General features: G+C 49.8%; 1 rRNA gene. It reads right to left on the reverse strand.

From position 1 onward, the window contains the following. Positions 1-223: ribosomal RNA gene (locus AC5O63_RS22500) — 23S ribosomal RNA — on the reverse strand; the annotation flags it as partial.

Here is a 223-nt window from a genome sequence, read left to right on the forward strand (position 1 = left end):
CTCGACGCCCAGTTAAGACTCGATTTCTCTACGGCTCCCCTAGATGGTTAACCTTGCTACTGAATATAAGTCGCTGACCCATTATACAAAAGGTACGCAGTCACACCACGAGGGTGCTCCTACTGCTTGTACGTACACGGTTTCAGGTTCTATTTCACTCCCCTCACAGGGGTTCTTTTCGCCTTTCCCTCACGGTACTGGTTCACTATCGGTCAGTCAGTAG

This window comes from Vibrio sp. SCP2 (assembly GCF_059295395.1).